The sequence below is a fragment of the Pseudonocardia terrae genome, assembly GCF_021343995.1.
Lineage (GTDB): Bacteria > Actinomycetota > Actinomycetes > Mycobacteriales > Pseudonocardiaceae > Pseudonocardia > Pseudonocardia terrae.
On record NZ_JAJTTE010000015.1, the window covers coordinates 29,871 to 52,632 of the forward strand.

Consider the following 22,762-nt stretch of genomic DNA (forward strand, 5'->3'; position numbering starts at 1 on the left):
AAGTGATCCACGCCTCGCCGGCCGGGAGCCGACCCGGCCGGCAACGGGGCAGGTCAGCGGCGGCTGCGGGTGGCAGCCTCGGCGAGGACCGGCAGGTAGGCGTCGAGCACCCACGGGATCGACAGCACCGACGGCGACGAGCTGGCCGCCACCCGGTCGGCCCCGACGATCGGCGCGTAGCCACCGGCCTTCACCGCGGGCATCTCCCGGACGGCCGGGTCGGCCAGGAACGCCGCGTCGAGGTCCGGGGTGCCGAAGAAGCCGACGAGCAGGTCGGACTGCAGCCGCGGGACCAGCTCGGCGCTGACCGTGTAGTAGACGGCGTCGCCGCCGGGGGCGTTCTGCTCGACGAAGGGCGCCGACGTCATGCCCAGGTCCTCCAGCAGCCGCACACGGACGTCGGCGGGCCGGAAGATGCCGAGCTGCCCGCCGTCCATCCCGCCGGTGTAGGCGAACGTCGCACCCTTGAGCTGCGGATACTCGGACGTGGCCGCGGCCAGCCGGGACTGCGTGGCCACGACGAGCTCCTCGGCCCGGGTGCTGCGGCCCAGCGCCCGGCCGGCGATGCGGGTCTGCTCCTGCCAGCTCGTGGAGTACGGCGCGTCCGGGTAGGCGACGACGGGTGCGATCCGGGAGAGCGTGTCGTACTCGTCCTGGGTGAGGCCGGAGTAGGTGGCGAGGATCAGGTCGGGCCGCGCGGCGGCGATCGCCTCGAACGCGATCGGCTCCAGCGAGCGCCCGACGACCTGCGGCATCGGCATGCCGGCCAGGGCCTCGCGGACCCACGGGAGCACGCCCTCGGCGTCGCCGCCGTAGTCGAAGAACGGCATCACGACGGGCACGACCCCCAGCGCGATCGCCACGTCCTGGTTGGCGGCGCTCACCGTCGCGACCCGGGTCGGCTCGGCCTCGATCGTCGTCGTCCCGAGCTTGTGCGTGATCGTGACCGGGAAGCCGTCGCCGCCTCTCCCGGAGGTCGGGGCGGCGCCCCCGGAGGCGCACCCGGCGAGGGCCAGTGCGGCGAGGCCCGACGCGGACAGGACGAAGGAACGGCGGGACAGGATGGGCACGTGCGAGCTCCCGGGTCGAGGGTCGGAACATCGGTGAGCCTAACCTCACTGTGGGACGAATCGGACGCACCGCCGCGCACGCCATACTGGACCGGTGATCGGGCGCGGCAGGCGGGAGCGGAAGGCCAGGGAGACCGCGGAGAGGGCGGTGACCGCGGCGCTCGACCTCCTGGAGGGGCGCGCGCTGCGCGCCGACCGGGTCGACTGGCCCGTCGCGCGGACGGAGGTCCTCGGCGTGCTCGACGACCCCGAGCAGCTGGAGCTCAAGCTGTTCCACCTGGTCAGGCAGGCCGGCGGGCCGCACGGCGGCGTCCGGCGGGCCCGGCCGGCGACCGGCGCACCGGACCTGCCGCGGGTCGAGGCGCAGGGCGAGGCCCTCGTCGTCACGCTGCCCGCCTGCGCCGAGCACGCCGCACGCGCCTACGCCGACGCCGCCCGGGCCGCGCTCGACGGGCGCATCGCCGACCGGTGGATCGTGGACCTGCGCGGCACCGGCGGCGGCTCGCCCTGGCCGCTGCTCGCGGCCGTCGCGCCGCTGCTCGGGGAGGGCGAGGTGGGCGCGTTCGTGGACCGCGAGGGCGGGCGCACCCCGTGGACCGTGCGCGACGGCGTGGTCTCACGGGGCGCGACCGCGCAGCTCCAGGGCCCGTCCGGCCGGCTCGACGGGCCGGTCTCGGTGCTCACCGACGGGAACACGGCGAACTCGGGCGAGGCCGTGGCCGTCGCGTTCCGGGGCCGCCCGGACGCCCGCTCCTACGGCGCCCCGACCCTCGGCTTCAGCACCGGCGTCGAGTCCGCGCCGCTCCCCGGCGGGCTGGTGCTCACGGTCGCGACCAGCCGCTTCGCCGACCGCACCGGACAGGTCTACGGCGGCCCCGTCGCCCCCGACGTCCCCAGCGACGACCCGCTCAGCATGGCGCTGTGGGACCTGTGAGCTAGACGGGCAGGAGGGCCTCGACGACGTCGGCCAGCTGGCCCGCGGTGCGGCACTCGTGCATGGGCAGCACGTCGGCGTAGCGGTGGGCCGCCGAGTCGCCGGTGCCCCACTGCCGCTTCGGCTCCGGGTTGAGCCAGTGCGCGTGCCGGGCCTGCCCGACGAGCCGGCGCAGCACGGCGAGGTTCGGGTCGCGGTAGTTGGTGCGGGCGTCGCCGAGAATCAGCAGCGAGGTCTTCGACGTGATCGCCTCGCCCCAGAACTCGGCGAAGCTGCCGAGCGCGTGGCCGTAGTCGGAGTGCCCGTCGAAGGCGGTCAGATCTGCCTCGCGCAGCACCCGCTGCATGACCCCGGAGAGCTCCGCGCCCGGCTCGAACAGGTGCGTGACCTCGTCCGTCTTCTCCACGAACGCGAACACGCGCACCTTGGAGAACTGCTCGCGCAGCGCCTGCACCAGCAGCAGCGTGAAGTGCGAGAACCCGGCGACCGACCCGGAGACGTCGCAGAGGATCACCAGCTCCGGGCGCCCCGGCCGGCGCGTCTTGTAGGCGGGCTTCATCGGCACGCCGCCGGTGGACATGGACCGGCGCAGCGTGCGGCGCATGTCCAGCTGCCCGCGCTTGGCGTGCTTGCGGCGCACCGCGAGCCGGCTGGCCAGCCGCCGGGCCAGCGGGTGCACGGTGCGGCGGAGCTGCGCGAGCTGCTCGGCGTAGGCGGAGAGGAACTCGACCTGCTCGGCCTGCTTGGGCACCGCGGTCTTCGCCACCTGCTCGCGGCCGCGCTGCTCCGCGGTCCGGCGCCGCACCTCGTCCTGCACCATCTTGCGGAACCGGGCGATGCGGTCGCGGATCTCGCGGCGGCGGACCTCGTCGGTGAAGTCGTCCGTCGGGTCGCCGTCCTGGCGCATCGCGTCGAGGATCCGGGCGAGCAGCGTCTCCGGCGACATCAGCCGCAGGGCCTGGTAGGCCGACCAGCTGGGCTGCCCGTTGACGCCCTGCACCCCGGTGCCGCTCGCCCCGGCGGTGCCGAGCGCGTCGACGGCGGCGCGGGCCAGCTCCCGCAGGCCCTCCTCGTCGCCGGCGAGCAGCAGGTCGGCCAGGAGGTCGCGCAGGGCGTCGACGTCGACGGGGCCGTCCGAGCCGTCCTCCGTCGTCGCGCGGGGGACCTCGATCTCCTGCGCCCCCACGCCGAGGGCGGGCGGGAAGTACAGGTCGAAGAGGGTGTCGAAGACCTCGCGCTGGCCGGAGCGGCGCAGGAGTGCGGCCGCGAGCCCCTCGCGGAGCTCACGCCGGCGGAGCAGGTCGAGCGCGCCGACGACCTCGGCCGCGTCGACCGTCTCGCCCGGCCCGACCGCGACGCCGTGCCGGCGCAGCGCGCCCACGAAGTCGACGAGGTGGCCGGGCAGCCCGTGCTCGGGGGTCGTGACGGCCATCGGGGCCTCCTCGGTTGGACGGCTCAGTTCAGCCGCAGCTCGGCGCTCGCCTTGACCTGGTCGGACTGGTGCTTGAGGACGACGCCGAGGGTCTGCCGGACGGCGTCGTCGTCGAGGGTGTCGAGGCCGAGGGCGAGCAGGGTGCGGCCCCAGTCGATGGTCTCGGCGACCGACGGGACCTTGCGCAGCTCCATGGCCCGCAGCACGCGCACGGTGCGGACCAGGGCGTCGGCCAGTGCCTGCGGCAGCTCCGGCACGCGGGTCAGCACGATCCGGCGCTCGAGGTCCGGGTCCGGGAAGTCGAGGTGCAGGAACAGGCAGCGGCGCTTGAGCGCCTCGGACAGCTCGCGGGTGGAGTTCGAGGTGAGCAGCGCGAACGGCTTGCGGGTCGCGGTCACCGTGCCCATCTCGGGGATGGAGACCTGGTAGTCCGACAGGACCTCCAGCAGCAGGCCCTCGACCTCGACGTCGGCCTTGTCCATCTCGTCGATGAGCAGGACCGTCGGGTCGTCGCGGCGGATCGCGGTGAGCAGCGGGCGCGGGAGCAGGAACTCCTCGGAGAACACGTCGTCCCGGGTGGCGTCCCAGCTCTCGTGCCCCTGGCCCGCGGTGATCCGCAGCAGCTGCTTGGCGTGGTTCCACTCGTACAGCGCGCGGGCCTCGTCGATGCCCTCGTAACACTGCAGGCGCACCAGCCCGGAGCCCGTCGCGGCGGCGACGGCCTTCGCGAGCTCGGTCTTGCCGACGCCGGCGGGCCCCTCCACGAGGAGCGGCTTGCCGAGCCTGTCGGCGAGGTACACGGTCGTCGCGACGGCGGTCGACGCGAGGTAGCCGACGCCCTCGAGGCGCTCGGTGACCTCGTCGACCGAACCGAACAGCGGTGACTGGGTGGCCTTCACCCGGATCATCCTGCCTTGCGGGGGTGGCCTGCGCCCAGCCGTGTTGCCGATCGGACGTTCAGTTGGGGGTGAGTGGTGCGTCACACCGCGATCGTCAGGCCAGCAGCCGAAGGGCCGTGGAGATCGGGTCGAGCAGCCGCGGCAGGGCCGGATCGAGCCCTTCCTCGACGTCGACGGCCGAGCAGCCGTTGAGCACGACGTCGGCGCCGGCGGCCCCGGCCTGCTCCAGCGCGGGCCGCACCGCCCGCGCCCACCGGTCCGCGTCCTCGATGTCCTCGACGGCGAGGTCCAGCACGGTGACGCCGAGGAACGCGCCGGACCACTCCGGGCCGATGTCGTGCAGCTCGACGCGGACACCGCGCGGGGCGAGCGCGTCGTAGCGGGCCTGGCGGCGGGCGACCTCGGCCTCACCGACGTGGATCGGGGTCACGGCGTGGATGCGCACGGGTCCTCCTTCAGGTGGGCGAGCCCGCGGAGCGCGTCGCCGATGCCGGCGAGGTCGGGCAGCGCCGCACACACGGCCTGGATCGTGTCCACCGGTCCGCGTCCGCTGAGCAGGTCGGCGAGCAGGGCGGGCAGGGTCGCGGCGGTGAACGGGTGGTGGTCGGCGTCGCCGACGGGGTTGGGCGCCTCGGCCGTGACCGTGCCCGCGACCGACCGGACGGTCACTCGCGCGGGGCGTTCGGCGGGCAGCCGGGCGTCGAGGTCGGGTGCCGCGCGGACCGTCACGCGGGCGGCCAGCGCCGCCGTCGCGGGGTCGGCGAGGGCCCCGGCGGAGAGTGCCGCGGGATCCAGCCTGCCCCGCCGCAACGCCGTCGCGACGGTGAACGGCACGGAGAACATCGCGGCCAGCGGGCCCGTCCAGGTGCGGCGGTCGAGCCCGGCGGCGAGCGAGTGGGTCTCGACCAGCACCTCCTCGACGGTCTCCCCGTCGACGCGGTCGCGCAGCTCCAGCGCGGCGTCGACGGCGGCGTGGGTGAACGAGCAGGAGGCGTGCCGCTTGACGTAGCCGCCCTCGACCTCCCACCGGCTGCCGAGGTCCGCGTCGAGCTCCGCCGGGTCGATCTCCCCGAGCAGCTCGCCGAGGGACCCGGCCGCGGTCCCCGTCGAACGGGCGATCCCGGCCGCGGCGAGGCCGGAGACGTTCGCCGCGCCCATCCACGCCTCCCGGACCCGGTTGCCGTCGAGGGCGCTGGTGAAGTGCCCGGCGATCGGCAGGCCGCTGCCGGCGTCGATCGCCGCGGCGGTGGCCTCGGCGTCGAGCCCGAGCAGCCGGGCACACCCCGCCGCCGCCCCGGCCACGCCCCAGTTCCCGTGCGGGTGGGTGCCGGGCCGCAGCCGCGTGGCGCGGCCGAAGCGGGCCGCGACCTCGTAGGCCGCGAGCAGGGCGGCAAGGGTGTCCGGGCCGGACGCGTCCCGCTCGGCTGCCAGTGCCAGCACCGCCGGGAATGCGTGCGCGGCGGGATGGCCCTTCGCCCGCTTGTGGCCCTCGTCGAGCTCGAGGCGGACGAGCGCGGTGGCGTTGAGCCACGCGGCGGCCTCGACCGTCGTCGTGCAGCCGGCCCCGACGATCGGCGCCGGGCCGGACGCGGGCGTCCAGGCCGCGACGAGCCGGCGCTGCTCGGGCTCGCGGGCCCCGAGGGCCGTCACGCCGAGGACGTCGAGCAGGACCAGGCCCAGCCGGTCCCGCGGGCCGGCCGGGACGTCGGCCCAGCGCAGCCCGGCGACCCACGCCCCGAGCCGGTCGACGGCCCCGCGGACCTCGCGCTGCCGCACCTCAGGCCGTGTGCGCGCTCGGGCGGGCGGCCGCGGCCTCGGCCGTGCGGGCGGGCTCGCGCGGCACCAGCAGCATCAGCAGCGCGCCGCCGACGGCGAGCACGGCCATCACGACGAAGCCGCTGGTGAAGGAGCCGGTGCCGGACACGATGAAGCCCATGACCGACGGCGCCACGATGCCCGATGCGGCGAACGAGGCGTCGGCGAACCCGGCGGCGCTGCCCGGCTGGTCGGGGGCGGCGTCGATCGAGGCCACCCACCAGATGCCGCCGGTGATGAACCCGAAGCCCACGCCGCAGGAGATCGAGATGATCGCGACGGTCAGGCTGGGCACGAGCAGCATCGGGATCAGCGAGCACCCCGCCAGCAGCAGGGCCACGCCCATGACCGCGAACCGGCTGCGGATCCGCGGGCTGCGCCGGTACACCCGGTCGACCACGACACCGCCGACGATCGCACCGACCACGCCGGCCGCCCACGGGGCGACCGAGAAGGCACCGGCCTGCTTGAGGCTCAGCCCGTAGGCGCTGGAGAAGAAGGTCGGCAGCCAGTACATGAAGGCCCAGAACATGAAGCCCCAGGCGAAGTAGCCGCCGGCGACGACCCACAGGTTGCGGTTGGTGAGCAGCGGCCGCCAGCGCACGGGGGCCCGCTCGGTCCGGACCTCGGCCTCCTGGCCCGCGGCGATGTAGGCACGCTCGGCCGCGCTGACCCGCGGCGACTCGTCGGGCAGGTCGCGCAGCAGGACGAGCGCGATCAGCGCCCAGACGACGCCGAGGACCGCCATCGTCCAGAACATCCCCTGCCAGCCCACGGTCCCGATGAGCCAGGTGAGCAGCGGACCGGAGATCAGCAGGCTCCCGGAGACGGCGACGCCGCCGCAGAGCGCGAGGGCGACGCCGCGCTCGCGCACCGGCAGCCACCGGCTGACGGTCCGGGTCGCGGCCGGGAAGGCCGGGGACTCCCCGACGCCGAGCAGCAGCCGCACGATCAGCAGGCCGGCGAAGGAGCCCGCCACCGGGATCAGCGCGACGGTGACGGAGAACAGCGTGACCGCGGCGAGCAGGACCTTCCGCGTGCCGAACCGGTCGACCAGCGGCCCGGAGACGAACGCGAAGACCATGTAGCCGAGCGAGAAGACGCTGCTGATGATCCCGTACTGCGCGGTGGTGATCCCGAACGCCTTCTCCAGCGGTTCGACCGCGTAGGAGATGGCGCTGCGGTCCACGTAGTTGATGACGATCAAGGCGATGATCAGCCCGATCGTCACGAATCGGAAGCGGCTCTGCATCTCGTGTTCCTCGGATTCCCCGGCCGGATCGAGAGTCCGGCCGATGCCCGCGTCATTGCGTTCCTGCCAGCGGAACATTTCTGACGCTCCTTTGCGCGGAAATACTCCTCGAATTGCGCGCTTACGTCAACGATCAGCGCTGTTACATCCAGATCTCATCCGCATTTGTTCCGTTCAGAGGAACAATTCGGGGCGGCGGAGGAGAGTGAGGACGTCGCGGACCGGTCGGCCGTCCCGCAGCCCCCACACGGCGGCCACGACGTCCGCCGCGGCGCCGGGCACCAGTGCGCGCTCGGCGTTGCCGGTGAACTTCGTGGACAGTTCGTCCGCGGAGAGCGGGTTCGCCGGGCCGCCGCGGTTGGCGCGGACCCGTTCGGTGACCGTGCTGCCGTCGGCCAGCTCGGCGGTCAGGACCGCCGGGAACTGCCGCGGGAACAGCGCCGTCGACTCCTCGTCGGCGACCACACGCACGCGGCCGGCCAGGTCGAGCCGGCGCGGGTCGGCGGCGGCCGCGTCGGTGAAGTCCTCGTGGAACACGCCCAGCCCACCACCGCCCAGCAGTGCGGCGGCCACGGTGTAGGGCCCGCTGAACGCCGCGTGGTAGCCCGAGCGCGGGCGCGCCTTCTCCTCCGGCGGCTCGGCGATCGTGCGCAGCACCGGGGCCGGGACGCCGAGGGTCAGCGCGCGGACGTCGTCGGGCTGCACCCCGCGGGCACGCAGCGCGAGCGCGGCGTCGATCCCGGCGTGGGTGAAGTGGTTGCAGGGGTAGGGCTTGTAGAAGATCCCCGGGGTCTCCCACTCCTCGCCGAGCCCGTCGGTCACCCGCTCGACGTGCACCTGGTCGCCGCAGAAGGCCTGCAGGAACCCGAACCGGCCCTCGATCACGGTCGGCGGCCCGGTCAGGCCGTGCCGCGCGAGGTCCGCGGCGGCGACGCCGGCGTGCGCGGCCCAGCCGCAGTGGACGCGCTTGATCGTGCCGCCGGTGCGGTTGGCCTCGATGACCCCGGCGCCCATGCTGGCGGCGATCCCGACGACCGAGGTGAGCTGCTCGGCGTCGAGGCCGGACAGCATGCCGGAGGCCACGGCGGCGCCGATCGCGCCGCAGATGGCCGTGGCGTGCTGGCCGCGCTCGAAGAACACGGAGTTGCCGAGCTCCTCGTCGTAGCCGGCCATGCCGAGCCGGCAGGTCAGCTCGATGCCGACCGCGGCGGCGGCCAGCATCGCGGGCCCGGACGCCCCGACCCGCTCGGCGGTCGCGAGCGCCGCCGGGATCACCGACGACGACGGGTGCAGCACCGAGGGCAGGTGCGTGTCGTCGAAGTCGAGGGAGTGCGCGAGGGTGCCGTTGACCAGCGCGGCCGACGGGGCGGGCAGCGGCTCGGGCCGGCCGACGGCGGTGGCCTGGCCTCCTCCGCCCCACTCCCCCACGACGGCGCCGACGATCCGGGCCGGCTCCTCGCGGGTCGCGGCCAGGCAGTTGCCGAGGACGTCGACGGTGCGGGCGACGACGTCGTCGGCCAGATCCGCGGACACGCCGTCGGCGGCGATCCGCGCGGCGACCTCGCCGATCTGCTGGGCCGGGGTGCGCGTGGCGGTCGGGGCGCTCATGCGGCCACCACCGCGAGCGGGCGGACCGGCGCACCCGTACCGCCGACGATGCGCAGGGGCGCGAACACCGCCAGGAACTCGCCGAGCCCGGCCGCGGACGCGTCCTCGAGCGCGAGGTGCTCCACGATGTGGATGCCGTGCTCCACCAGCAGCACCCGGTGCACCGGCAGGACCCGGTGCCCGGCGCCGGCGGGGATCTGCTCGTAGGCGGTGGTGTCGGACCCGGTCGCGACCACGCGGCGCTCGGCGAGCCAGCGCGCCCCGTCCACGGTCACGCCGGGCACGCCGGACTCCTTGCCGATGTAGGCGGCCGCATCGCCGAACAGCCGGCCCCAACCGGTGCGCACGAGCGCGACGTCGCCGCGGCCGGGCTCGGCGCCGGCCCGGTCCGCGGCGGCGGCGAGGTCCTCGGCCGTGACGCCGTAGCCGCCCTCGAGGGTGTCGACCCCGTGCAGCGCGGCGACGTCGAGCAGCACCCCGCGGGTCACCATCGGCGGGATCGTCTCGGCGCCGTGCGCCTGGTGCTTGCCCCCGCGCTGCGACTCGGCGGCGTCGATCCCGCCGTGCAGCAGGCCCTCCTGGCTGACGTGCGCGAGCGCGTCGACGTGGGTGCCGACGTGCCCGCCGGTCACGATCACCTCGTTCGACGCCGAGCCGCCGTCGGGCCGCACCGCGTCGCCGTGTCGGCGCTCGAGCGTCATCCGGAAGCCGGGGTGGTTGGGCGAGCTGGGCATGCCGGTGTAGAGCGGGTGCCCCAGCTCGATCACGCGGGTGCCGGCGCGGACCGCGTCCAGCAGCGCGGATCCGGTCGTCGTGGCGGTCATGGGAGCTCCTTCCCGGTGCGCGCGGCCCGGTGCACCGGTTCGTGGGGGGACGGGTCGGGGTCGGCCAGGGTCTCGGCGAGCTCGACGACCCACCGCGCCCCGGCGACCACCGCGGGATCGACGAAACGGCCCCGCGGGTCGACCCGGGCGGACTCGCCGGCCGACGCCAGCGACCCGAGCAGCTCGCGCGCCCGGGCGACCTCGTCGGCGTCGGGGGTGAAGGCCCGGTGGACCGGGTCGATCTGGGCGGGATGGATGACCGAGCGGCCGAAGAACCCGGCGTCGCGGGCGGCGACCGAGTCGGCGGCGAGCCCCTCCGGGTCGGCGAGGTCGGTCCAGACGCTGGCCACGGGGCTCGGGAGGCCGGCGGCGCGGGCGGCGACCACCACCCGTCCGCGCGCCCACTCCAGCCCGGCGCCGCGCACGCGGAGGTCGGCGGCGAGGTCCGCCTCGCCGAGGGAGAGGCCGGCGACCAGCGGGTGGCAGGTGGCGAGCGCGAAGGCGCGCTCCAGTCCGAGCGCGTTCTCCAGCAGAAGGTGCAGCGGGTGGCCCAGCCGGTCGGCCAGGGCCGCGACGGCCGCGGGGTCGTCCGCCTTCGGCACCCGGACGCCGTCGACGTCCGCCCCGGCGAGGGCGGCGACGTCGTCGGCCGCCCAGGGTGTGCCGGTGCCGTTCATCCGCACCCACACCGGGAGCCGGCCCCGGGACACCGACGCGGCGGACTCCCGCGCGGCGGCCTTGGCGCCGGCGGGGACGGCGTCCTCCAGGTCCAGCACCACGGCGTCGGCCGCGCCGGCCAGCGCCTTTGCGACGACCTCGGTGCGGTGGGCCGGGACGTAGAGCCAGCTCCGCGCGCGACCGAGCGCGGTGCGCGGGGCGGCCGCGGGCCCGGACACGGACGTGGACGTGGACTCGGTGACCGTCACACGACCCCCTCCGCGCGCAGCCGCTCCAGCTCGGCCGCGTCGACGCCGTAGCGCCCCAGGACCTCCGCCGTGTCGCGGCCGAGGCGCGGACCGGTGCTACGGACCCGGCCGGGGGTCTCCGACAGCCGGAACGGCACGTTCTGGAACCGGATCGGGCCGAGCTCCTCGTCCTCGATCCGGACGATGCTGCCGAGCGCGGCGTACTGCGGGTCCTCCAGCACGTCGGCGGCGGTGTAGATCGGGGCGACGGCGGCCTCGGCCTTCTCGAAGGCCTCGACGACCTCGTCGCGGTCCCGCTGGGCGATCCAGGACCCGACCGCGGCGTCGAGCTCCTCGACGTGCTCGGCGCGGCTGGCGCCGGAGGCGAACCACGGCTCGTCGATCAGCTCCGGCGTACCGACCAGCCGCATGACGCGCTCGGCGATCGACTGGGCGCTGGTGGAGACCGCCACCCAGCGGCCGTCGGCGCAGCGGTAGGTGTTGCGCGGCGCGTTGTTGGTGGACCGGTTGCCGGTGCGTGGCTGCAGCTGGCCGAGCTGGTCGTACCCGATGATCTGCGGGCCGAGCAGGTGCAGCAGGGGCTCGATGATCGCCGTGTCGAGCACCTGCCCGCGGCCGGTCGTCTCACGGGCCCGCAGGGCGGTCATGATCCCGAACGCGGTGGTCAGCGCGGCGACGCCGTCGGCGAGGCCGAAGGGCGGCAGCGTGGGCGGGCCGTCCGGCTCGCCGGTGATCGCGGCGAAGCCGCTCATGGCCTCGGCGAGCGTGCCGAACCCGGGGCGCGAGGCGTACGGGCCGAACTGCCCGAACCCGGTGACCCGGGCGAGCACGAGCCGCGGGTTGCGGGCGGAGAGCTCCTCCCAGCCCAGCCCCCAACGCTCCAGGGTGCCCGGGCGGAAGTTCTCGATCACCACGTCGGCGTCGGCGGCGAGCTCGCGGAACAGCTCCTGCCCGCGCGGCGTCGACAGCACGAGCGTGACGGACTTCTTGTTGCGCGCCAGCATCTTCCACCACAGGCCGACGCCGTCGCGCTGCACGCCGTGGGTGCGGGCGGGGTCACCGCGCGGGTGCTCGATCTTGATGACCTCGGCGCCGTGGTCACCGAGCAGGGTGGCCGCCAGGGGTCCGGCGAACAGCGTCGACGCGTCGAGGACCTTCAGGCCCTCCAGCGCGTCCGGGCCGGTCCCGGGCAGGGGTGCGGATGCGGTCATGACGTCCTTCCGGCCGCGGCGACCGCCGCGGTACGTACGGGTGGGCGAGGGGCGGGACGTGCGGGACGGCCGTGGGCCCGGTCGGCGAGCCGCGCGGAGATGCGGGACGCGGCCTCGACGACCTCCGGCGCGGTCGCCGTGACGAACTCGTCGGTGACCCGGAACCGGGGGCCGCAGACCGAGACCGCGCCGACGACGTCGCCCGACGGGCCGAAGACCGGGGCCGCGACGGACCCCGCGTCGGCCTGCCGCTCACCGGCGGAGGCCGCGTAGCCGCGCTCCCGGATCCGGTCGAGCTCGGCGTGCAGCTCGTCCGCGTCGGTCAGGGTGGCGGGGGTCAGCGACGGGAGCGCGCCGGAGAGCACCGCGTCGACCTCCTCGGCCGCGGCGAAGGCGAGCATGCACTTGCCGGACGAGCCGGCGTGGAGCGGGAACCGGCGGCCGATCTCGACGGACATGGTGATCTCGTGGGTGCCGACGACCTGGTCGAGGTACACCCTGCCGCCGTGCACCTTCGCGCTGACCGTGGCGGTCTCCCGCAGCCGGTCGCGCAGGTCGACCAGCTGGGGCAGCGCCGCCGAGCGCAGGTCCGAGTCGCGCAGCGCGCGGCCGCCGAGGGCCGCGGCGGCCGGCCCGAGCCGGTACTCACGGGTCGCCGGGTCGTAGGCGATCAGCCCGCGGCCGGTGAGCGACTGCAGGATGCGGTGCACGACCGCCTTGGACAGGTCCAGCTCACGGGCCACCCGGGTGACCCCGAGCGTCGGGGGCCCGTCGGTGAACAGCAGCAGCACGTCCGCCACCCGCTCGGTGGCCCCGGTGCCGCCGGACGTCTCGGCCATGCGCCCTCCAGTCGTCCCGCTTGACGGAACAGAGAGTGGGCCGCAGCCCGGGGCGATGTCAAGCGATCCGTCTCAAGGTCTTGCATAAGTCCTGGTCCGGTGGTCTCATCGCTACACCTTGCGAGGTTCACAGATGTTTCTCTCAGCGGAACGGAGGTCAGGGTGACGGAGGTCGACCTGGTCATCGCCGGGGCGGGCGGAGGGCTCGCCGGCGCGGTCCGCGCCGCACAACTGGGGCTCGACGTGCTCGTGGTCGAGGCCAATCCGCACTATCTGCGCGGCAACAACACCTCGATGTCGACGGCGATGGTCCCGGGCCCGGGGTCGCGGTTCCAGGCCGCCGCCGGGATCGAGGACTCCCCGGCCCGCTTCCTGGCCGACGTCGAGGCCAAGACGCACGGCACGGCCGACCCCGTGGTCGCCAGGGCGCTCGCCGAGGTCGGTGCCGAGCTGGTCGAGTGGCTCGCCGACCACGTCGGCATGCCGATCGAGCTCCCCACCGACTTCGACTACCCGGGCCACTCCGTTCCACGCGTGCACACGGTCCCGGGCCGGCACGGCTCGGCCCTGCTCAAATACCTGTCCGACGCCGTGGCGGCATCCTCGCGGGTCGACGTGCTCGCCCCCTGCCGGCTCGTCGACGCCCCGCCCGGGCCCGACGGGACCCGGGTCGCCGTCGTCGAGCATCCGGACGGGACCCGGGAGGAGATCACGGCCCGCGCGGTCCTGTTGGCCACCAACGGTTTCGGCGCCGACCCGGAGCTCGTCCGGACCCATCTGCCGGAGATCGCCGAGGCCCACTACCACGGCAGTGAGCACTCGCGCGGCGACGCGCTGCGGATCGGCGCCGCACACGGGGCCGCGACCGGCTGCCTGGACGCCTACCAGGGACACGCCGCGCTCTCGGCGAAGGCCCAGACGCTCCTGACCTGGACCGCGGTGATGCACGGCGGGGCGGTCGTCGACGGGTCGGGCCGCCGCTTCGGCGACGAGACCACCGGCTACTCCGAGTACGCCGCGACCCTCGCCGCGCAGCCCGGCGGCCGCGGCTGGATGGTGTACGACGGGCGGATCGACGCCCTGTGCCGCACGTTCACCGATTACCTGGACGTCCGGTCCGCCGGGGCGGTCCGCACGGGCGCGACCGTCGCCGAGCTCGCCGAGGCCACCGGCCTGCCGGCCGGACCGCTGGCCGAGGAGATCGACGCCCTGGCCGCCGTCGCCCGGGGCGAGGCCCCGGACCGCTTCGGCCGCACGGTCGAGGCGCCGCTCACGAGCCCGTTCCACGCCGTCGAGATCGTGCCCGCGCTCTTCCACACCCAGGGCGGCCTGCGCGTCGACGCGGACGCCCGGGTCCTCGACGCCGGCGGCGCACCGCTGCCCGGCCTCTACGCCTCCGGCGGTGCCGCGGTCGGGATCTCCGGCCACGGCGCCGCCGGCTACCTCGCCGGGAACGGGCTGCTGCCCGCCCTCGGCCTCGCCTACCTGGCCGCCGGGCACGTCGCCCGCGCGGCCGTTCCCTCCGTCGAAGAAGGTGCAGCCCGATGACCAAGCCCGACCTGATCATCCGCGACGTCCAGGTCGTGCGGCCCGGCGGCGGTGACCCGCAGCACGCCGACATCGCCGTGACCGACGGGCGGGTGTCCGAGGTCGCGCCCCGGATCGAGGTGCCCGAGGGCACCGCCGTCCACGAGGGCCGCGGCCGGCTCGCGTTCCCCGGTGTCGTCGACGCGCACCAGCACTGGGGCATCTACAACCCGCTCGCCGAGGACACCGCCACCGAGAGCCGCGCCTGCGCCCAGGGCGGCGTCACCACCTCGCTGACCTACATGCGGACCGGGCAGTACTACCTCAACCGCGGCGGCAGCTACGCCGAGGTCTTCCCCGAGGTGCTGGCCGCGGCCGAGGGGCGCTCGTACGTCGACTACGCCTTCCACCTCGCCCCGATGCAGCGCTCGCACATCGACGAGATCCCGGCGCTGGTCCGCGACCACGGGGTGACCTCGTTCAAGATCTTCATGTTCTACGGCAGCCACGGCCTGCACGGGCGCTCGGCGGACCAGAACTCCTTCCTCATGATCCCCGAGGGCGAGCGGTACGACCTGGCGCACTTCGAGTTCGTCATGCGCGGCATCCAGGCCGCCCGCGAGGCGAACCCGGAGATCGCCGACCAGATCTCGCTGTCGCTGCACTGCGAGACGGCCGAGATCATGACCGCGTACACGAAGCTCGTCGAGGAGGAGGGCCGGCTCACCGGCCTCGAGGCCTACAGCGCCTCCCGCCCGCCGCACTCCGAGGGCCTCGCGGTCACCATCGCCTCCTACCTCGCCCACGAGACGCAGCTGCCCACGATCAACCTGCTGCACCTGTCGTCGGCGAAGGCGATGGAGGCGGCGATGACGATGCAGCGCGCCTTCCCGCACGTCGACTTCCGCCGCGAGGTCACCATCGGCCACCTGCTCGCCGATGTGACGACCGCCGACGGCATCGGCGGCAAGGTGAACCCACCCCTGCGGCCCCGCGCGGACGTCGAGGCGCTGTGGGAGCACCTGCTGGGCGGCGACGTCAGCTGGGTCGTCTCCGACCACGCCTGCTGCAAGGAGGAGACGAAGTTCGGCTCCGGCGGCACCGACAAGGCGGACGTGTTCGCCGCCAAGTCCGGCTTCGGCGGCACCGAGTACCTCCTGCCGGGTCTCGTCGGCGAGGGCCGCAAGCGCGGGCTCTCGATGTCCCGCGTGGCCGAGCTGACCGCCTGGAACCCGGCCCAGCGGCTCGGGCTGCCGACCAAGGGCGACATCGCCCCGGGCTTCGACGCCGACATCGCGCTCGTCGACCCGGACCGCTCGTACGTCGTCGACCCGGCGGACTCCGAGTCGACGCAGGAGTACACGCCCTTCCGCGGGCTGGAGATCGGCTCGACGGTCACCACCACGTTCCTGCGCGGACGTCCGGTCTACGACGACGGCAAGGTCGTCGGCGAGCCGACCGGGCGCTACCTGCACCGGCCGACCGGCCGGGCCTGAGCGACACCGGCCCGCTCGTCCGGGCCCCGCGGTTCCGTGCGCCGGATCCGCGGGGCCCGTCCCGTTCTGTCGGGGGGTGCCGCCACGATGGGGGCATGACGACCACGGAGCCCGATCTCCGCTCCCGCGCCGAGGAGCTGCTGCAGACCCTCGCCGGCGAGGGCGCCCGGCTGCGCGAGGACCAGTGGACCGCCATCCACGCCCTCGTCGCCGAGCACCGGCGTGCGCTGGTCGTGCAGCGCACCGGGTGGGGCAAGTCCGCGGTGTACTTCCTGGCCACGGCGCTGCTGCGGGAGCAGGGCGCGGGGCCCACGGTGATCGTGTCGCCGCTGCTCGCGCTGATGCGCAACCAGATCGACGCGGCGACCCGGGCCGGGATCGTGGCCGTCACCGTCAACTCCGCGAACCTCGACGAGTGGGAACGGACCTACGCCGAGATCGCCGCCGGCGAGGTCGACGTGCTGCTCGTCAGCCCGGAGCGGCTGAACAACCCGGACTTCCGGGACCGTGTGCTGCCCGAGCTGACCCGGACCGCGGGCATGCTGGTGGTCGACGAGGCGCACTGCGTGTCCGACTGGGGGCACGACTTCCGGCCCGACTACCGGCGGCTGCGGGCGCTCATCGCCGAGCTGCCGCCCGGGATCCCCGTGCTGGCCACCACGGCCACGGCGAACGACCGGGTGGTCACGGACGTGACCGAGCAGCTGGGATTGCAGTCCGGCGAGCCGCTGGTGCTGCGCGGGTCGCTCGACCGGGCGTCGTTGCGGCTCTCGGTGGTGGACATCAGGAGCCCGGCGGACCGGCTGGCCTGGCTCGCCTCGCGGCTCGACGAGCTGCCCGGCGCCGGGATCGTCTACACGCTCACCGTGCAGGCGGCCGAGGAGGTCGCGGAGTTCCTGCGCTCGCGGGGGTTCGCGGTGCGGGCGTACACGGGGAAGACGGACGCGGAGGAGCGGCTCGACGCCGAGGGCGACCTGTTGGCCAATCGGGTGAAGGCCTTGGTCGCCACGTCGGCACTGGGGATGGGCTTCGACAAGCCGGACCTCGGGTTCGTCGTGCACCTCGGGGCGCCGTCCTCGCCGGTGGCCTACTACCAGCAGATCGGTCGCGCCGGGCGTGCCCTGGACCGGGCGGAGGTGGTGCTCCTGCCCGGGCAGGAGGACCGGGAGATCTGGGCGTACTTCGCCTCGCTGGCCTTCCCGCCGGAGCCGCTGGTGCGTCAGACCCTGGCCGCGCTCTCCGACCAGCCGCTCTCCACCGCCGCGCTGGAGACCCGCGTCGACCTCTCCCGCACCCGGCTGGAGATGCTGCTCAAGGTCCTCGACTCGGACGGGGCGGCGAAGCGGGTCAAGGGCGGGTGGATCGGCACCGGGGCGGAGTGGGTCTACGACCGGGAGCGGCACCAGCGGATCGCGGCCGCCCGCAAGGCCGAGCAGCAGGCGATGCTCGACTACCTCACCACGGACGAGTGCCGGCTCGTCTTCCTGCGCCGCCAGCTCGACGATCCGGACCCCACGCCGTGCGGCCGGTGCGACGTGTGCACCGGCACCGTCTGGTCGCCCGAGGTGTCCGCCGAGGTGTCCGCGGCCGCCGCCGAGCGGCTCCAGAAACCGGGTGTGGAGATCGCGCCCCGCAAGATGTGGCCGAGCGGGATGAAGGAGCTGGGGATCCCGGTGTCGGGCCGGCTCAAGGCCGACGAGCTCGCCGAGCCCGGGCGGGCCGTCGGGCGGCTGTCGGACATCGGCTGGGGCACGCGGCTGCGCGAGCTGCTCGCCGGGCCGGACCAGCCCGTCCCGTCCGACCTGCTCGACGCCGTGGTGCGCGTGCTCGCCGGCTGGGACTGGGCGCAGCGACCGGTCGGCGTCGTCGGGCTCGGGTCGCGCACTCGCCCGCACCAACTCGAGCACCTTTCCCGCCGGATCGCCGAGATCGGGCGGCTGCCGCTGCTGGGCACGCTCCCTCCGGCCGGTGAGCGCCCGGGCACGCACGAGAACTCGGCACAGCGGCTCGCCGCGGTGTGGGAGGGGTTCGACACCGCCGCGCTGCCCGACCTCGCGGGCCTCGACGGCCCGGTGCTGCTGGTCGACGACCTGGTCGACTCGGGCTGGACGATGACCGTCGCCGCCCGGGCGGTCCGCCGCGCCGGCGCCCCCGCGGTCCTCCCGCTCGCCCTGACCCTGGCGGGCTGACCCGCTCTGCGAGGTGGTCGGGCGGGCCTGTCCGCGGCTCGCCGACTCGGCGACTCGATGCGGGTCGCTGTGCCCCATGATCGCTGGTCGCGGAGTGGAAGGGTCGAGATCCGACCGTCCCGCTCCACAACCGGTGATCTTGTCCGCGGCTCGCTGACTCGGCGACTCGGCCGCGCCCTCAACCCATTCCGCGGCTCGCCTGGAGCGGGCGGCGACACCATGCTCGCTAGCCCTGGAGCCACAGGGGCGAAATCCGACCCTCCTACTGCAGGACCGGTGATCTGCCCGCAGGCCGGTGGATCTCTCGGGGCTGCTGTGCACCGTGATCGCTGGTCGTGGAGCAAGAGAGTCGAAATCCGACTGTGCCGCTCCACGCCCAGTGATCGTGCCCGCGTTCGCCGGACCCTCGAGACCGCTGGGCACCGTGATCGCTGGTCGTGGAGCAAGAGAGTCGAAATCCGACCGTGCCGCTCCACGCCCAGTGATCTTGCCCGCGTTCGCCGGACCCTCGAGACCGCTGTGCACCGTGATCGCTGGTCGTGGAGCAAGAGAGTCGAAATCCGACCGTCCCGCTCCACAACCATTGATCTCGTCGGTAGGTGACGGACCTGTTGGCTGCCTGATTGTGAGGCGCGCAGCGCACGCGCCACTTCCCGCGACACCTCACCCTCGACCTACTCTGCCGCTCCCCGGAGCGGGCCGAGGCACCATGATCGCCAGCCGTGGAGCCAGACGGTCGAAATCCGACCGTCCTCCTCCAGGACAGACGATCTTGTGCGCAGGCCGGAGGTCTCTCGGGGCTGTTGCGCGCCATGATCGCCGGCCGTGGAGCAGGAGGGTCGAAATCCGACCGTCCTGCTCCAGAACTGGTGATCTTGTCCGCGGCTCGGCGGCCCCCTGGGACCGCGGTACACCGTGATCGCTGGTCGTGGAGCGAGAGGGTCGAGATCCGACTGCCCTGCTCCACGACCAGTGATCTTGCCCCGGCCAGCGGCAGCCTGAATCTGGGGCGCGGAGCGGCAGCCTGATCTGAGGCGCGGAGCGACAGCCTGGATCTGGGGCGCGGAGCGGAAGCGCTCACCGCGGTTCTCGCTCCCGACGCGCGATTTGGCGGCTCGGCCGACGCCGACGACACCATGATCGCCGGTTGTGGAGCAGACGAGTCGAAATCCGACCATGTCGCTCCAGAACCGGTGATCTTGCGTGCAGCCCCTGAATCGGCGTCCCGGGTGCCGGTCGGTGCGCACCATGATCACTAGTCGTGGAGCGGGAGAGCCGGAATTCGACTGTCCTTCTCCAGAATCCGTGATCTTGTCCGCAGAGCGGTGGATCTCTCGGGGCTGTCGTGCGCCGTGATCGCTGGTTGTGGAGTAGAAGAGTCGAAATTCGACCGTCCGACTCCACGACCGGTGATCTTGTGAGCGGGCCGGTGGGTTCTCCCGGAGTCGCTGTGCGCCGTCCTACATTCGGACGACACCGATTGCGGCTGTGGCGCCCCGTGCGCAGCACACGCAGAGCGCCAGGTGGAGGAACGGCCGGGTCGCCGGTGAGTACCCGAGCGGGGGTAGGACCGACGCCTACCGCACCGCGCGTAGCCGTTCGCTCACGGGGCCCGTCAGGGTGAATCACACGCGTGTAATACCTTCCGGTCTCGCCCCCCACCGACTCCCGTGAGAGAGGACGAGCCCCGTGACTCAGAACCTCGAGACCATCCTCACCGACCCCGCGCGCCGGCCCGCCGTCGTCGCCGACCTGAACGAGCTCGTCGGGCAGGAGGTGAAGGACAAGGGCGGCATGTCCGGCGCCGCCATCAAGCTCGGCTACCAGACGGTGTCGAAGGTCCGGCCCGGTGTCGTGCCCTCGGCCGTCGACCGCATGCTGCCGCAGTTCGCCGGTGCCCTGCAGCCCTTCTACGCCGACTACAAGGCCGGTGCCGCGGGCAGCGACTTCGGTGCCTACCTGGCGGGCCGCCCCGAGGTCGCCGACGCGCTCCTCGGCGTCACCGACCGGCGTGCCGAGAACTCCAGCTCGGATGCGCTGAAGAAGGCCTACGCCAAGCTGCGCCCAAACGCCCGCAAGAACGTCGAGGAGGCCCTCCCCCGCCTCGGCAGCCTCATCGGCAAGCACGCCGCCTCCGCCGGCGCCTGAGAGCCGGCTCCGCGTCTGCCGCACGGCAGGCCGGCGAGGGCCGGGGCGCCGACGACGTCGCCCCGGCCCGTCCGGCCGCCCTCCGGATCCGGACCCGGCGCCCCGGACTCAATGCCCCTCGAGCACCACCGGCCCCACCGGGCTATTCACCCGGCCTCTCCACCACCCGGCTCCGCACACCCGGCTCAGCACCACCCGGGCAGCCACAACCCGGCTCCGCACCACCCCGCTCCGCACCACCCGGCTCCGCACCACCCGGCCTCTGCACCACCCGGCCTCCGCACCACCCGGCCTCCGCACCACCCGGCTCCGCACCACCCGGCTCCGCACCACCCGGCTCTGCACCACCCGGCTCTGCACCACCCGGCTCTGCACCACCCGGCTTCGCACCACCCGGGCATGCACCACCCGGACTCAGCGCTGTGGCCCCGCCTCGCCGAGCAGGTCGGCGACCAGCCGCTCGGACAGCCCCTCGGGTTCCCCACGCCAGGCCTGGTCGGCGTAGTCGAGCAGCTCCGCGGCGATCAGCTGGCCCACCGGGCCGGGGTAGCGGTCGAGGGCCACGCTGACCGCGCGCCGGACCCGCAGGACGTCCTCGGTCTCGAGCGGCGTGGGGCGTGCGGGCCGCACCGTCCACGGCGGCCGGGTCCGGATCGGCCCGGTCGTCCACCGGCCCGCGGGCGGCTCCAGGAGCACCCCGCGCTGCCGGTCACGCCCGCTCTCCCCGCCGTTCACCCCCGCCGGTTCGCCCCGCCCCCGGCCGCCGTTACCCGCCCCGGGCAGGGGCATCTGGTGGATCACCCGCCGCGGCCGCGGCGCCCGCGCGACCCCTGGCCGCGTTGTCGCCGGGCCCGAAGACGCCCGGTTCGAGGACCCGGCTCCGCCTTGCCAGGAGCCGCCCGGATCACCGAGCCCATCGACGGTGACCGACCAGACGCCCCTAGGCTCGGATCGTGCCTCATGATCTCGTGCTCAAGGGCATGAACGCCGTGCATCGCCTGCTGCTCAAGGCGACCGGCGGCCGCGTCGGCCACGACGCCGCGGGGATGCCCGTCCTCGAGCTGACCACCCTCGGCCGGCGCAGCGGGGAGCCCCGTTCGGTCCTGCTCACCGCGCCGCTGGTGGAGGGCGACACCCTGGTGGTGGTCGCCTCGCGGGGTGGCGACGACCGCCACCCGGCCTGGTTCCTCAACCTGCGCGACCGCCCCGAGGTGCAGGTCTCGGTGCGCGGCGGCCCGCGCGAGCCCCGCCGGGCGGAGATCGTGGGGCCCGACGAGCGGCCGGTGCTGTGGGAGCGGATCGCCTCGCGCTACCGCAACTACGCGGGCTACCAGCGCCGGACCGAGCGGGAGATCCCGCTGGTCAGGCTGGTGCCGGTGCCACCACCAGCCGACTGAGCTCCTTCTCGACGACCGCGCCCTCGCCGGGCAGCGCCGCCCCGGCGGGCACGGCGAGGATCCGCAGGTCCGCCGCGTGCGGCCGGCCGGCCGCGTGCCAGGCCTCGATGCCGGCCCGCAGCAGCTGCACCGCCGTCTCGCCCTCGGGCCCGAAGGCGCGCACCCCCGCCGGCTCGGTGACCAGCGCGGCGAGCCCGCCCGACACCGCGACCGCCACGGTCGCACGGCCCTGCCCGGTCGGGACCAGCCAGTGCCCGGGGGCGTCGTCGGCGTCACCGGTCAGCAGCCGCAGGGCGCCGGGCACGGCCAGCATGAGCCACAGCCCCAGCCCGTCCCAGACGTCCGCGCGCTCCAGGTTCCCGGTCGAGCGGTGGAGCTTCCGCGGCTCGTCGAGCAGCGCGGCGACCGCCTCCAGATCAGGGCGCGTGCCCTCCGGCACCTGGGCGGCCCACCCGGGCCCCACGTGCTCGGTCGCCTCCGGCCCCGCGCCCGCCCCGCGCAGCCGGATGAACGCGCAGCTGCGGACCGAACGGCTCTCCAGGACCCCGTCGGGCCGCAGGTCGAAAGCCACCGACAGCTGGCTGCCCCGCACGGTCAGCGGGAGCAGCAGCCGCCCGCCCGGCGCGAGCTGGGCCACCCACTCGGGCCGGAGGTCCCAGCTGCCGACGGTGAGCACGACGCGGTCGTAGGGGGCGGCGTCGGGCACGCCGAGCGCGCCGTCGCCGACCCGTAGGTCCACGCCGGTGATCCCGGCCTGCGCGAGGTGCCGCGCGGCCTGCTCGACCAGCTCCGCGTCGATGTCCACGGACACGACCCGTCCGGACGGCCCGACGAGCCGGGAGAGGAGCGCGGCGTTGTACCCGGTGCCCGCACCGATCTCGAGGACGCGGTGCCCGCGCGCCGGCGCCAGCTGCTCGAGCATGATCGCCATCATCGAGGGCTGCGACGCCGAGCTGGTCGCGATCCCGTCGACGACCTGGGTCGGGACGGCCTCGTCGGCGTAGGCGTCGCCGATCGGGACGTCGGGCAGGAACAGGTGCCGCGGCACGGCCAGGAAGGCCTCGACCACGGCGGGCGTGAGCGCACACCCGTGCGACCGGAGGCCGCGCACCATCCGCACGCGGGCCTGATCCGGATCGGTCGCCGGGTCGGTCATCCGCCGAGTCTGCCCCCGCCCGGCGGTCCGCCGCATCCG

The 22,762-nt window shown here is 74.6% G+C and carries 19 protein-coding genes; 6 read left to right on the forward strand and 13 right to left on the reverse strand.

Features of this window, described 5'->3' with window-relative positions:
* Positions 1–53 precede the first annotated feature (53 nt).
* On the reverse strand, positions 54–1,070 hold the full coding sequence (locus tag LWC33_RS12320; protein WP_233304441.1) for an iron-siderophore ABC transporter substrate-binding protein: 1,017 nt from the start codon (positions 1,068–1,070) through the stop codon (positions 54–56).
* Positions 1,071–1,218: 148 nt separating this feature from the next.
* Here LWC33_RS12320 and LWC33_RS12325 point away from each other — a divergent pair, with 148 nt between their 5' ends.
* Positions 1,219–2,004, forward strand: coding sequence for a S41 family peptidase (locus LWC33_RS12325; protein ID WP_233304442.1), 786 nt, complete (start codon positions 1,219–1,221; stop codon positions 2,002–2,004).
* Position 2,005: 1 nt separating this feature from the next.
* On the opposite strand, the gene LWC33_RS12330 is transcribed toward LWC33_RS12325, so the two are convergent.
* From LWC33_RS12330 to LWC33_RS12375, 10 genes are all read right to left on the reverse strand, one after another.
* Complete coding sequence (locus LWC33_RS12330) at positions 2,006–3,436, reverse strand: vWA domain-containing protein (protein ID WP_233304444.1); 1,431 nt, start codon at positions 3,434–3,436, stop codon at positions 2,006–2,008.
* A gap of 23 nt (positions 3,437–3,459) precedes the next feature.
* A complete protein-coding gene (locus LWC33_RS12335; protein WP_231498134.1) occupies positions 3,460–4,335 on the reverse strand; it encodes an AAA family ATPase in 876 nt (291 codons plus the stop codon).
* A 94-nt stretch (positions 4,336–4,429) separates the two neighbouring features.
* On the reverse strand, positions 4,430–4,780 hold the full coding sequence (locus LWC33_RS12340; RefSeq protein ID WP_233304446.1) for a hypothetical protein: 351 nt from the start codon (positions 4,778–4,780) through the stop codon (positions 4,430–4,432).
* Positions 4,762–6,111 (reverse strand): MmgE/PrpD family protein, encoded by a 1,350-nt coding sequence (locus tag LWC33_RS35940; RefSeq protein WP_233304447.1) that lies wholly within the window; start codon positions 6,109–6,111, stop codon positions 4,762–4,764. Before LWC33_RS35940 ends, LWC33_RS12340 begins: the two co-directional genes overlap by 19 nt.
* 1 nt (position 6,112) lies before the next feature.
* Positions 6,113–7,402 carry an MFS transporter gene (locus LWC33_RS12350; RefSeq protein WP_233304448.1) on the reverse strand — a complete coding sequence of 430 codons (1,290 nt, stop codon included), beginning with the start codon at positions 7,400–7,402 and terminating at the stop codon, positions 6,113–6,115.
* 174 nt (positions 7,403–7,576) lie between these two features.
* A complete protein-coding gene (locus LWC33_RS12355) occupies positions 7,577–9,010 on the reverse strand; it encodes an MmgE/PrpD family protein (protein WP_233304449.1) in 1,434 nt (477 codons plus the stop codon).
* Positions 9,007–9,834, reverse strand: a complete 828-nt coding sequence (locus LWC33_RS12360) for a cyclase family protein (protein ID WP_233304450.1) — start codon at positions 9,832–9,834, stop codon at positions 9,007–9,009. The genes LWC33_RS12355 and LWC33_RS12360 overlap by 4 nt, the downstream gene beginning before the upstream one ends.
* Positions 9,831–10,760 (reverse strand): HpcH/HpaI aldolase/citrate lyase family protein, encoded by a 930-nt coding sequence (locus LWC33_RS12365; protein ID WP_233304451.1) that lies wholly within the window; start codon positions 10,758–10,760, stop codon positions 9,831–9,833. Before LWC33_RS12365 ends, LWC33_RS12360 begins: the two co-directional genes overlap by 4 nt.
* Positions 10,757–11,971, reverse strand: coding sequence for a CaiB/BaiF CoA transferase family protein (locus LWC33_RS12370; RefSeq protein ID WP_233304453.1), 1,215 nt, complete (start codon positions 11,969–11,971; stop codon positions 10,757–10,759). Before LWC33_RS12370 ends, LWC33_RS12365 begins: the two co-directional genes overlap by 4 nt.
* Entirely contained in the window at positions 11,968–12,810 is an 843-nt protein-coding gene (locus tag LWC33_RS12375) for an IclR family transcriptional regulator (RefSeq protein ID WP_233304454.1), read from the reverse strand. The genes LWC33_RS12370 and LWC33_RS12375 overlap by 4 nt, the downstream gene beginning before the upstream one ends.
* Positions 12,811–12,972: 162 nt before the next feature.
* Here LWC33_RS12375 and LWC33_RS12380 point away from each other — a divergent pair, with 162 nt between their 5' ends.
* From LWC33_RS12380 to LWC33_RS12395, 4 genes are all read left to right on the forward strand, one after another.
* Positions 12,973–14,358 (forward strand): FAD-dependent oxidoreductase, encoded by a 1,386-nt coding sequence (locus LWC33_RS12380; RefSeq protein WP_233304456.1) that lies wholly within the window; start codon positions 12,973–12,975, stop codon positions 14,356–14,358.
* The gene (locus tag LWC33_RS12385; RefSeq protein ID WP_233304458.1) at positions 14,355–15,833 is read left to right on the forward strand and encodes a dihydroorotase; all 1,479 of its coding nucleotides are present in this window, start codon (positions 14,355–14,357) and stop codon (positions 15,831–15,833) included. Before LWC33_RS12380 ends, LWC33_RS12385 begins: the two co-directional genes overlap by 4 nt.
* Positions 15,834–15,928: 95 nt before the next feature.
* Positions 15,929–18,022 carry a RecQ family ATP-dependent DNA helicase gene (locus LWC33_RS12390; protein WP_233304459.1) on the forward strand — a complete coding sequence of 698 codons (2,094 nt, stop codon included), beginning with the start codon at positions 15,929–15,931 and terminating at the stop codon, positions 18,020–18,022.
* 1,689 nt (positions 18,023–19,711) lie between these two features.
* Positions 19,712–20,170: a DUF6918 family protein gene (locus tag LWC33_RS12395; protein WP_233304460.1), complete on the forward strand. Its 459-nt coding sequence runs from the start codon at positions 19,712–19,714 to the stop codon at positions 20,168–20,170.
* A gap of 414 nt (positions 20,171–20,584) precedes the next feature.
* Here LWC33_RS12395 and LWC33_RS12400 read toward each other — a convergent pair whose 3' ends face one another.
* A complete protein-coding gene (locus LWC33_RS12400) occupies positions 20,585–20,959 on the reverse strand; it encodes a hypothetical protein (protein WP_233304550.1) in 375 nt (124 codons plus the stop codon).
* Between the two features lie 164 nt (positions 20,960–21,123).
* Between LWC33_RS12400 and LWC33_RS12405 the strand changes: the two genes are divergently transcribed.
* Complete coding sequence (locus tag LWC33_RS12405) at positions 21,124–21,567, forward strand: nitroreductase/quinone reductase family protein (RefSeq protein ID WP_233304462.1); 444 nt, start codon at positions 21,124–21,126, stop codon at positions 21,565–21,567.
* On the opposite strand, the gene LWC33_RS12410 is transcribed toward LWC33_RS12405, so the two are convergent.
* Positions 21,533–22,723: a methyltransferase domain-containing protein gene (locus LWC33_RS12410; protein WP_233304463.1), complete on the reverse strand. Its 1,191-nt coding sequence runs from the start codon at positions 22,721–22,723 to the stop codon at positions 21,533–21,535. The genes LWC33_RS12405 and LWC33_RS12410 overlap by 35 nt on opposite strands.
* Positions 22,724–22,762: the final 39 nt, after the last annotated feature.